Consider the following 12174-nt stretch of genomic DNA (forward strand, 5'->3'; position numbering starts at 1 on the left):
TGATTGTTAATAGATGCTAGATTTGATGTATATTAAGTAACGTTAAATCAAGTTATGAAAAAATATATAGTACTATCATTTTTCCTATTAGGATTCTCAACTATTGTGTGTTCTCAGAGTGTATCAAATGACCAGATAAAAGACTTAATATCCACTTATAAAAATGATGTGCGTGGTCCTTATAAGGACATTCGATGGTTTTGTACAGATGGAAGTTTGCGCCAACCAAAAGATCCTTGTCCAGAAAATATTGGACCAGGAGTTCAGCATGCACGCTATAAAGATGCAGTTGTCAACCTAGGCAAAACCAATCATATTTATTTAGGTCAAATATTAGCCTATACCGATGCTGCTGAGTTTTGGGATGTAAAGCATAATCATTCGCGTCTTAAACAATACCAATTAGATAAGTATTTAAGAACTATTGATAATGGATGGGTAAATCAAAAAGGACAATTTTATAGAGGCTCAATTCAGTCAGAAGATGAAGAGGTCTGGGGAATCGAGTTCTACAAATGGTTATTAGCGAATGATACTAATCTTAAACAAAACTATTTTTTAATTAGGCAGTCTTTAAAAGATATTCCACATAGTGGTGATGATAATGTTGCACAATTAATGCGCAGTCAATCTAAGGTGATTTCTGATGTGATTCCTGAGTTTATGGATTTACGTGTTAAGATTCATAGTTTGCCAGAAGCTTCAGATATTCAAAAAGTTGAAAACTTCAAGCAAGCAAATACCTCTAAAATATCTATTGCAAATGGAAAGAAAATAGATGAATTAATTGCGACGATGACTCTGTTTTTTAAACCCGTAGATGTTTCAGCATTGGCAAAACAGACTACTGCGCTTAAGAACACAGAGATTGGTTCAAAAATAAATGGCTTTATAAGTTCTAATTCTGATACTTCAGAACCATCAAAGCTTATTGAAGAATCATCTCAATTACTTTATGATATTCGTGAAGCAGTAATTACTGAAACGAGTGGAGCAAAACGGTTACAGTTATTAGATGTATCACTTAAATTAGAAGAAATCGTTTTTAAGACTGCTCAAGATTGGGAAACTGAGACCGTTGATGAGTTATTGAATAAAATATGTTATTTAGGCTTAGCAACCGCAGGTGCTGGTTATGTAGAATTATCAGAATGGCAAGAATTAGATTTAGGTGTTAAACCATCGGAAAATAAAACGATGACCTTAGATGAGTTAACCCAAGTGCTCGAAAATGCGAGGCGTCAAGTAGAATGGAGCTCGTCTATGGTGAAAGCCAATTATCAGCATGTTGTAGATCAATATACCGATTTTGAGCCCTTGGCTTATGGTTTTATTGATGATAAGATTAGAGGTTCGGTAGCTTTACACTTAGGAAAAGCAGTGAGCGATTTAGGAGATTTTATTGCAAAAGAATCATCATTGACTAACAAAGTTTTAGATGTCCCAAATCAAAGTGGCTTTAGAGGTTTAAATCCTGGTTATGCTTTGGGTGAATTAGTTGTAGTTTCAGGATCACCAGAAGATATAGAAGTATCGTCTAATAAAATATATGTTTTTCAGCGCTCACCTTCCGATCTAAAACCTATTGCTGGTATAGCCACAGTTTCTGAAGGAAATATGGTATCACATGTGCAATTATTAGCTAGAAACTTAGGCATTCCGAATGCAGCATTATCAGATGATAATCTACAGAGTCTTTTAAAATATAATGGTGAGACGGTTTTTTATGCGGTTTCAAATAAAGGAAACATCATTATGAAGCTCGAAAAGGATATGACAGAAAGCGAGCGCGCATTGTTTGTGAAAAAAGAGCGAAAGGAAGGAAAAATTGCTGTGCCCATTGAAAAAATTAGATTAGATGAAACAAATATTCTAAACCTTAGAAGTGTTGATGCTAGTGATTCCGGACAATTATGCGGACCAAAAGCAGCCAATTTAGGACAGCTCAAAAAAATGTTTCCTGATAAAGTAGTTGAAGGTCTTGTGATTCCTTTCGGGATTTTTAAAAGTCATATGGATCAGCAAATGCCTGATCAGAATAAAACATATTGGGAATTCTTAAACGCAATGTTTGCTAAAGCAGAACAGATGTCACAAGATAATAGTGATGCTGAAATTGAAGCGTATCAGTTATCGCAATTAGAAATTTTAAGAGTTGCCATAAAGAAAATGCCAATGAAACCTGAGTTTCTTTTAGAACTTGAAAACGATTTTAAATCAATTTTAGGGAATGAAATGGGTGATGTACCTGTGTTTTTGCGCAGTGATACTAATATGGAAGATTTAAAAGAATTTACGGGAGCCGGTTTAAACCTTACCTTATTTAACGTTGCAGATAAAGCTAAAATTATTGAAGGCATCAAAGATGTTTGGGCCTCACCATATACCGAACGCAGTTTTAAATGGAGACAAAAATATCTGTTGAATCCTGAAAATGTATTTCCTTCTATTTTGGTAATTCCTAGTGTAGATGTCGATTATTCAGGTGTTTTAATTACTAAAGGGATCAGTAATAGTAACGATAATGATCTTACAGTAGCGTTTAGCAAAGGTGCAGGTGGAGCGGTTGATGGACAATCAGCAGAAACCTATCTGATTAAAAATGAAGGTGGCTTTCAGTTGTTAGCGCCTGCGAGAGAATCATATTTTAACAGGTTACCAATAACAGGAGGTATGCAAAAGCAAACTTCGACTTTTGATGATTTTGTATTAAATATCCAAAATATTAATGAAATAAGAGATTTAGCGAAAACCATTAGAATTGCCATTCCTAAAGAAACCAATTCAGATTATGAAGGTGCGTATGATGTGGAACTTGGTTTTAAGGATAATAAATTATGGTTGTTTCAAATACGACCATTTGTAGAAAACAAAAAGGCATTAAGTTCTGAGTATTTAGAATCTATTACTCCAAAAATTAATAAGTCGAAAGTAATTTTACTTTTAAAAAACATAAACTAAAAGATGAAAAAATTAAGTCTTATTCTTGTTCTATTCGTTTTGTGTACGGCATTTACGACTTTAAATTACTACCCAATTGATGGTTATACACATACGGGAATAAAGCGCTTAAAACGACTAGAGTTAATTAAAAGTGGAGAACTCGTTGATGCAGCTAAATTACCAGCAGGAGCAATGAAGTCTTATATGGATATTAACTTAAATCTCACATCTAAAAAAGCGGATAGTATGGGGTCTTTTCTCGTTGTAGATGATGCTTTTCAAAAAGAAATAAGTAGTTTATTCAAAGGCTTAGATAAAAGTTATTCTATTGCGGTATTAGACATTTCTGATCCTGATAGTTTACGTTATGCCAAACGAAATGAAACTTCGGGCTACCAACCAGGCAGTGTAGGTAAATTAGCTGTATTAACAGGGCTTTTTACACAGTTAGCTAAGATTTATCCAGATGATTTTGAAAAACGATTAGACTTGCTGAGATCAAAATCTGTTAGAGCAGGAGTTTGGGGTTTAACGGATGAGCATACCATTCCTATTTATAATATTGAAACTAAAAAACTAGTAAAGCGTCAAGTTATCGCTAGTGATGTCTTTACACTTTTTGAATGGGCGGACCATATGCTATCTGTAAGTAATAATGGTGCAGCAAGTATTGTTTGGAGAGAGGTGTTATTAATGCAGATTTTTGGAGATAAGTATCCAGCATTAACACAAGACGAAGCGGATGCTTATTTTAAAACTGCTAACAGAAGAGCGTTAACGGATTTAGGTAATGATGTGGTTAATTTACCATTAAGGGAGTTAGGTATTACTAAAGAGGAATGGAGATTAGGAAGCTTCTTTACAAGAGGTGCTAATACCTATGTTGGTGGCAAGGATGGAAGTATTGGTTCTCCTTTAGGATTAATGAAATTTTTAATAAAATTAGAACAAGGTAATATCGTTGACGAAGCGTCTAGTTTAGAAATGAAACGTTTAATGTATATGACAGACCGAAGAATTAGATACGCACAATCACCAGCATTAAAAGATGCTGCTGTGTATTTTAAATCTGGAAGCCTTTATAAATGCGACCGAACTAAAGGTGAAGCTTGTGGAAAATATATGGGTAACGTTACTAATTTTATGAATTCTGTTGTGATTGTAGAACATCCTGATAACTGTAAATACATGGTGACTTTAATGACCAATGTGTTGCGAAAAAATTCAGGCACAGATCATATGATGCTGGCATCTAGCATAGATAAATTGATTACGAAGTAGTCGCGGATGCTCCTTTAAGTATCTCTTTTATGTTTTTTTTAATTTTCGGATTGTTATCAGTAATTAAAATAAGTTCTAATAACGGATTGAATTTTGGGTCGTTAGATTTGTCTATGAGATAGAGGACGGCAAGTTTTAGTTTTAAATCCTTTCTTTTTAATAATTCGCTGTAGCATTCTATTTCGCTTAATACTTTTAGATTTAATTTTTTAAGATTTTCTTCAGATCGGATGCCTATTAAAATAGATTCAGCCACAGGAATCAATTCTTTTTTTAGCTGATTGTCTAGAATGTTCTCTAAAAATTCAATAGCAAGTATACGTTGTTCTTCTTTTCCTTTTAGAATGGTATTTAAAATAGAATCCACATCATTGGGAGGATATTTTATACCCAAAAACCGAAATATACGCTGCAATTGTCGATCTAATCGCAGTTCTAATAAATTGATAAGCCCTTTTCTTGCTTCATCAATGTCTTGTGATTCTTCTGTTTGATTTTTCGATTTATAACGAATCACAATTTGAGAATGAATTACAGCAAGCGTATTTTGGTATAAATGACATTCATCCAGAATTTTATCTACTATAAATTGATCCTTAATCTGTAGGTTATTATGTTTCCATTTAAGACGCCTTAAGGCCTCAATAGCTTCAATTTTAATAGTGTGTTCGGTGTCGCTGGTTAATTTTATTAACGTATTGATGGCTTTTTGAGAAGCAAAATATTCAATAACCAAAATCGCATAATTCGCATCTTCTAATTCGATGGTTTCAGATTTAATTTTTTCAGCAAGAATATCAATAATGGGTTCACCATAAAACGTTAACGCCTCAATAGCATTTTTTCGAGTGTCTTTCCCAGAGAGATAAGAAATTATAGCATCTAGAAATTGTATATCTAAGGTTTTTGAAGCACTTAGAATCGCCATATTTAAGATTTCTAGGTTATCTGATTTTAGCTGAGTTTTTAAGATGTCATAATACCGTTCCACTTTAGCGTTACCAATAGCTTCAAGAATTGCCAATATTTTATGGTTCTTATCATCCTGAGAAGTTAATTCAGAATACTGGGTTAAAGCTGTTTTTATTTTGTCTTCTAAACTAAAGCGTTGCTGTAATAATTGGTTGTTTCTTAATTCTAATGAGAGTCCAACTAATGCAGCATTAGCAATAGTCTTATCGTCGCTATAGAGGTACTTATTAAATAATTCTTCGGTGTTTTTGTTATAATGTTTTAGTAAATATCTAAAGGCAACTGTTGTGACCTGTTGATCCGTATCGTGAATCATGGTTTCTATTTGAGCACTTAGATTTTCAGTTCTTAAAAAGTATAAATTGTCAATAACCAATGCACGTATTTTTGGAGATGGATTGTTAAGTTGACTTTTAATCGCAGTGAAAAAACGTTCATCTTTTACTTCAAGTGTTTTTTGAAGCATGTGCAAAACTTGGTTGTCATTACCTTCCTTTAAAACCCGAATAACGGTATCAATGATAGAGGTGACCTTAATATCTTTTTTAGTTGTTTTTTCTTTTTTCTCAGGTGAAATTTCTAGCAATTTTTTAAATGAAATGATGTACTCTTTTCTAAGATGATATATAAAATATAGCCAAATAGTAATTAAAACGATGATAATTAAACTGATGTAAGTTGATGCTATCTCTAGCCCATTAATAAAAAAGATAAGAATAAACCCAGCTAAACCTGTTGCAATACTATCAACCACAACATCTGTAAATGTTTTTGTTTTCTTTTTTATATCAATAGGAATAGGAATAGACAGTAGTTCCGTAGCTGCTTTATTAACCGATTGTTTTAAACTGCCATCCACAACTTTTATAAAAACAATGACCCAAAGTTGGGGAATAATCAATAACAAAATAGACCCTATTAAAATACCTGAAGGTAACCAGAGTAGAGATTTTCCAACACCAAAAGTTCCAACGATTCTTTGAGTTAAAAACAACTGAATTAATAAGGAAATTACACTTAATGTAGAAAACCAAAATCCAAAAAACGAAGTTAATTCCTCTTGATTTTCTATGAGGCGAGAGGCATAATCACTGTATTGGTAATCAACCAGTTTAGCTATTAAAACGCTGATTCCGATGACGATAGCTATCAATTTTAATAGTTTCGATTGCTTAATGAGTTTAAAAGGAGAATCTGTTTTAGGATCAGACCTCAAAGCCACTTGAAACGTGTTCAACTTAACGACTTCGTTTTTCCAGATATAGCGCGTTATGGGAATACAGATAGCGAGTAATGCACCAGCTACAAATAATAAATCTTCTGTATTCAAAAAAGTGGTCAATATTGATGTTAAATAACCACCAAAAATCCCTCCGGCAATTGCACCTGCACCAATGAAACCAAACACACGTTTTGCTTCTCTTGCGTTGTAAACCAAATTTGCAAGAATCCAAAACTGTGATGCCGTTAATAATCCAAAAATAGCAACCCAAACATAGGGTATGTATAGTAGGGGACCAGCAGCAAGATTGAAATTTAATGCGATGGAGAACAAAACAAGGGAAATGACTGACCCAATTAAAGTACGATCAATGATAATATTTAAAGGATATTTTTCTAAGGCTTTATTATAAAAAAAGGACCCAATAACCGCCATTACAGCTGTTAATATATAACCTAGTGGAAGTGCATCTGCGGTTAACTCGGATAAGAATAGGGAGTTAATTGTAGGCTTTACAATTAAGAGTGTCGTTATAATAATAAATATATTCAACTGAAGAAGAAGTGTTTTAGGTAACTCTTCTTCTTTCAAGTCAAATACTTTGAGTATATATTTTTTTAAAATCTGTAATAGATACATTTAATGGGGTCATTAGTAAAGCATATTGCTAATTTAGTCATTAGCGACTACGCATTCTTCTGTTTTAAGGATCTTTTCTATAGGATTTATTAAACACCTATTAATGTGTTGACCTTTTACAGAATTTTAATGTTTCGATCACTTAAATCAACAATACCAGTGGCCATTATTTTTTGACCGACTAGTTTCCGTTATTTTGGATTCTTGTAAAGTTCAGTTTGAAGGCCTTCCTAAAACTAGATGCAACTAATGTTTTTATAGATTGTAAGTATTCTAATCATAGATTAGAGCGTTATATTTTCTGTGGCTTAGTTAATGAACGTGCTCTTTTCATTGCTTTTTCTAAAGGCTGTACTAAATTTCTAATAATTGTTTCACCAGAATTGTCATCTATAAGTGCTACGATGATATAACGTCTTTGAGGTCCCCATACTAATGCAGAATCTGAATGGTAACTTTTCCAAGATCCAGATTTTCTGTATACGTCAGCTTTAGGTGCAATTTTATCTAAAGTGTTTACAAATTTATGATGTAACGCAGGATTTTTCATAATCTCGAGCATCTCTCTAGAGCGTGCGTCAGTGACTAAATTTCCTGTTATCATTTGATAATAAAAATTACAAACTTGTTTTGTTGTAGCAGCATGGCTTAGTTGCTTTAAGGGTTCTCTATTGGTGTCACCACCTCCTCCATAACGTTTACCAACCCAAAGTCCACCACCTGTTTCCTCATCGTAAAGTTGATTCTCTGGAGATCTTAAAACCTCTTCAATCTTTGCGTACCCAACACGATCAATCATACGAGTTGTGGCTTGATTATTCGATTTGCTAATCATCAGTTTCATATCGTCTTGGATTTCCTGAGAATCTTCTAACTCCCCGTTTTCAATGGCATCCATTGCGGCTAATAATACTGCAATCTTAGGTAAGCTAGCGGCATACATCATATTCTCATCATTGATGCCAGCGTATTTAATGCTATTTAAATCTGTTAAATCGACAATACCAATAGCCATAGATTTATTGGCTACTAAATGTTTCCAAGTTTTATTTTTATTGATTTCCTTCTCTAATATTGATTGTAACTGAATGTTTCTTAAGTCGTCTATTTTCGTTATAGAATCCTTAACCTCAATAGGCAATTGAATATTGGTGTTTTGTTGCGTAACCTGAGTTGTGTTAGAATATATGCGCTCGGTAGTTGTTTGAGATTCACAACTATAAGCTAAAACAAGGGAAATAAGTACAACTATGTTTTTCATGAGTTTTATCAGTTTATAAATTCAATAATATACGTGCAAGGTACATACAAAGGATGTCACTAGATACGCATCAAATTCATAAATATTTCACAATATTTTAAGTGTTTTATAGACTTTAAGGTTTTGGTTGTTAGTGTTTTAAATTGAGTGTTTTGAGTTTTAATTACAAAGGAATATTCCCATGCTTACGGTTAGGTCTTACAACGTCTTTATTTTCTAGCATACTGAACGCTTTTATTAATTTGCGTCGGGTATTTTCAGGTAGAATAACATCATCTACAAAACCGCGTTCAGCGGCACTATAAGGGTTTGCAAACAACTTGGCGTATTCGGCTTCTTTTTCTTTCAATTTCTCATCTTTATCGTCAGCGAGAGCAATTTCACGTTTAAAGATTATTTCGGCTGCACCTTTTGCTCCCATAACGGCGATTTCGGCATTAGGCCAAGCAAAATTCATGTCGGCTCCAATATGTTTAGAATTCATTACATCGTATGCTCCACCATAAGCTTTTCTTGTGATTACTGTAATTCTTGGCACTGTGGCTTCACTAAACGCATAGAGTAATTTTGCCCCATTGACAATGATACCATTCCATTCTTGATCCGTTCCTGGTAAAAACCCTGGAACATCTTCTAATACTAATAACGGAATATTAAAACAATCGCAGAAACGCACAAAACGTGCTGCTTTTTTAGAACTGTTCACATCTAGAACTCCGGCTAAAAACATGGGTTGATTGGCAACGACACCAATACTTTTACCTCCTAATCTAGCAAAACCTACTATAATATTTTCTGCATAATCTTTATGAATTTCATAGAAAGACTCTTCGTCAATAATACCTTTTATAACCTGATGCATGTCATAAGGCTTATTTGGATTATCAGGCACTATTGTATTTAAAGACTCTCTAACTTCATCCTTAAGTTCAAAAGGAATATCATCAGCTTTTTCTTTATTGCTTTGTGGTAAGTAGCTCAATAGTTTTTTAATGTCCTCTAAACACTCTACATCGTTAGTTGATGTTATATGAGCGACACCAGATTTTGAAGAATGTACACTTGCACCTCCTAATTCTTCACTCGTTACTTCTTCATTAGTCACAGTTTTTACCACATTAGGACCTGTAACAAACATATAGCTGGTGTCTTCAACCATCATGGTAAAATCGGTCATAGCAGGCGAATACACAGCTCCACCAGCACATGGTCCCATTATAGCTGAAATCTGTGGAATGACTCCAGAAGCTTGAACATTTTTATAAAATATATCAGCATAACCTCCTAGAGAACGCACTCCTTCTTGAATACGAGCTCCACCAGAATCGTTAAGACCAATCAGTGGGGCGCCAACATTAACAGCCATATCCATAATTTTACAGATTTTTTCGGCATGCGTTTCAGATAATGAACCACCAAAAACAGTAAAATCTTGAGCAAAAACATATATTAATCGGCCATTTACGGTGCCATAACCTGTAACTACGCCATCTCCATAAAACTGTTGATCAGCCATACCAAAATCTTTAGTTCTATGAGTTACTAAAGCTCCAATTTCTTCAAACGAACCTTCATCTAAAAGATATATTACACGTTCACGCGCTGTTAATTTTTTCTTTTGGTGTTGTTTATCTATTCGTGCTTGTCCACCTCCAAGTTTTGCTAGAGCTAGTTTATCGTTTAATATTTTTATGTTGTCGTTCATGCTTATTTTTTTGATCCAAAACCATTAAGGATGAGGTTTTTATATGGTTTTGGTGATGTTTTAATTCAAATAATTTTATTAGGCTTAATTCATTGTTAGCTAATGGTTAACAACGACTATTTAGATACTCTTAAAATTTTCTGTTCCTTTAAAAAGTGCTTTAATGCAATTTTTGAAGCGATTTCTGCTTCTAATAAGTGCTGTTCTTTTAATAAGTTAAATGAGTAGTAGTTTTTTACAAAATGGGTATCAAAAACACCACTTCTAAATGCATCGTGCTCGCAAACAAAACGACCAAAAGGTAATGTACTTTGTACACCTTTTATTTGGTAATTATTAATTGCGGTAATCATTAATGCAATGGCTTCTTCTCGAGTGCTTCCGTAAGTGATGAGTTTAGATAGCATTGGATCGTAATAAATAGGAATATCCATACCTTCTTCATATCCATTATCTACTCTTATATTTTCTCCTTCAGGAAGTTTATAAACTTCTAGGTTACCAACACTTGGTAAAAAGTCATTCATAGGATCTTCAGCATAAACACGAAGCTCTAAAGCATGACCATTAATTTTTAAATCTTCTTGTTTAATATTTAATTTTTCACCTCTCGCTACTTTAATTTGAAGTTCTACTAAATCGACTCCAGAAATCCACTCGGTAACCGGATGCTCTACTTGAAGTCTAGTATTCATTTCTAAGAAATAGAAATTGAAGTTTTCATCTAAAAGGAATTCCACAGTTCCGGCTCCAACATAATCACATGAGCGTGCCACATTTATGGCAGCTTGTCCCATTTTTTCTCTTAATTCTGGTGTTAACACAGCAGATGGAGCTTCTTCAACTATTTTTTGATGACGACGTTGTATAGAACATTCGCGTTCAAAAAGATGAATTATGTGACCATGTGTGTCTGCCATGACTTGAATTTCGATATGTCGTGGTGAAGCCACATATTTTTCAATAAATACAGAGCCATCACCAAATGAAGACGTTGCTTCACTGAGAGCTCTATTCATTTGCGATTCAAATTCCGCTTCGTTTTCAACAATACGCATACCTTTTCCACCACCTCCAGCTGAAGCTTTAATAAGGATAGGAAATCCTATTGTTTTTGCGATTTTTTTGGCTTCAGGAATATCGGTAATAGCCTCATCTGTTCCAGGTACCATAGGAATATTATAATCCTTGATAGTTTCTTTAGCGGCTAATTTATTACCCATTAGTTTGATCGCTTTAGAACGTGGTCCGATAAAAATGATATCATTGTCTTCGCACAATTCTGCAAAATCAGCATTTTCACTTAAAAAACCATAACCAGGATGAATGGCATCAACATGAAGTGATTTTGAAACTTCTATTATTTTATCGCCTCTTAAATACGACTCGTTTGATGAAGCAGGACCAATACAAACGGCTTGGTCTGCATATTTTACGTGTGGCGCGTTACGGTCTGCTTCAGAGAATACAGCAACTGTTTTGATGCCCATTTTCTTAGCCGTTTTCATAACTCTTATGGCAATTTCTCCTCTATTTGCTACTAATAATTTTTTCATCTTTATGTTCCGTAAAAACGGAAGATCTATTTAATTATACTTACTTTTTTAATACACATTGAAGCACTCAGTGTGATATTAAGAAAGGCGCTTATTTAGCTTTCAAATTCAATTAAAAGTGAATTTTTATCAACGGTTTCGCCATATTTTACATGAATGGATTTTATAATTCCTTCTCGAGGTGAATGCATTACATTTTCCATTTTCATGGCTTCAAGAATTAATAACGTATCATTTTCTTTAACTTCATCGCCAACTTTTACGCTAACTTCTAATATTAAACCTGGCATAGGAGCTTTAATATCATTGACTTGTTTTAGAGCACCAATTTCAAAACCTAAAGCTTCAATTTGTTGGTCTATAGTGTCATTAATAGTAACGTCGTAGGTATTGTTATTCACTTTAATAGAATAGGTTTTCTTATTAAAGTCGGTTTGTAATATTTCAGCTTTTACTGAAGTATTGTCTTGAAGAATATGATAGTGATTTGTTGATGTTTCAACAACATCTAATGTCTCCATGCTTTCTTTAGTAACTTCGAAAGTATGGGTAGCATTAACTTTTATTTTGTACATAATATTGCGTTTATTACATG

At 33.7% G+C, this 12174-nt stretch carries 7 protein-coding genes; 2 read left to right on the plus strand and 5 right to left on the minus strand.

The features are described 5' to 3' along the window. Positions 1-54 precede the first annotated feature (54 nt). Together BLT80_RS16280 and BLT80_RS16285 are read left to right on the plus strand one after the other, a co-directional pair. Positions 55-2961, plus strand: coding sequence for a PEP/pyruvate-binding domain-containing protein (locus BLT80_RS16280; RefSeq protein WP_092469914.1), 2907 nt, complete (start codon positions 55-57; stop codon positions 2959-2961). Positions 2962-2964: 3 nt separating this feature from the next. Continuing rightward, the gene (locus tag BLT80_RS16285) at positions 2965-4224 is read left to right on the plus strand and encodes a serine hydrolase (RefSeq protein WP_092469916.1); all 1260 of its coding nucleotides are present in this window, start codon (positions 2965-2967) and stop codon (positions 4222-4224) included. Here BLT80_RS16285 and BLT80_RS16290 read toward each other — a convergent pair. From BLT80_RS16290 to BLT80_RS16310, 5 genes are all read right to left on the minus strand, one after another. Continuing rightward, entirely contained in the window at positions 4214-7009 is a 2796-nt protein-coding gene (locus BLT80_RS16290; protein ID WP_245710283.1) for an Npt1/Npt2 family nucleotide transporter, read from the minus strand. The two genes, BLT80_RS16285 and BLT80_RS16290, sit on opposite strands and share 11 nt — an antisense overlap. 340 nt (positions 7010-7349) lie before the next feature. After that, positions 7350-8318, minus strand: a complete 969-nt coding sequence (locus tag BLT80_RS16295) for a serine hydrolase (RefSeq protein ID WP_092469920.1) — start codon at positions 8316-8318, stop codon at positions 7350-7352. A gap of 163 nt (positions 8319-8481) precedes the next feature. After that, a complete protein-coding gene (locus BLT80_RS16300; protein WP_092469922.1) occupies positions 8482-10023 on the minus strand; it encodes an acyl-CoA carboxylase subunit beta in 1542 nt (513 codons plus the stop codon). 116 nt (positions 10024-10139) lie between these two features. Next, positions 10140-11579, minus strand: coding sequence for an acetyl-CoA carboxylase biotin carboxylase subunit (accC, locus tag BLT80_RS16305; protein ID WP_092469924.1), 1440 nt, complete (start codon positions 11577-11579; stop codon positions 10140-10142). A gap of 95 nt (positions 11580-11674) precedes the next feature. Continuing rightward, a complete protein-coding gene (locus BLT80_RS16310) occupies positions 11675-12154 on the minus strand; it encodes an acyl-CoA carboxylase biotin carboxyl carrier protein subunit (protein ID WP_092469927.1) in 480 nt (159 codons plus the stop codon). Positions 12155-12174 lie beyond the last annotated feature (20 nt).

It is taken from the genome of Winogradskyella thalassocola (genome assembly GCF_900099995.1).
Classification (GTDB): domain Bacteria; phylum Bacteroidota; class Bacteroidia; order Flavobacteriales; family Flavobacteriaceae; genus Winogradskyella; species Winogradskyella thalassocola.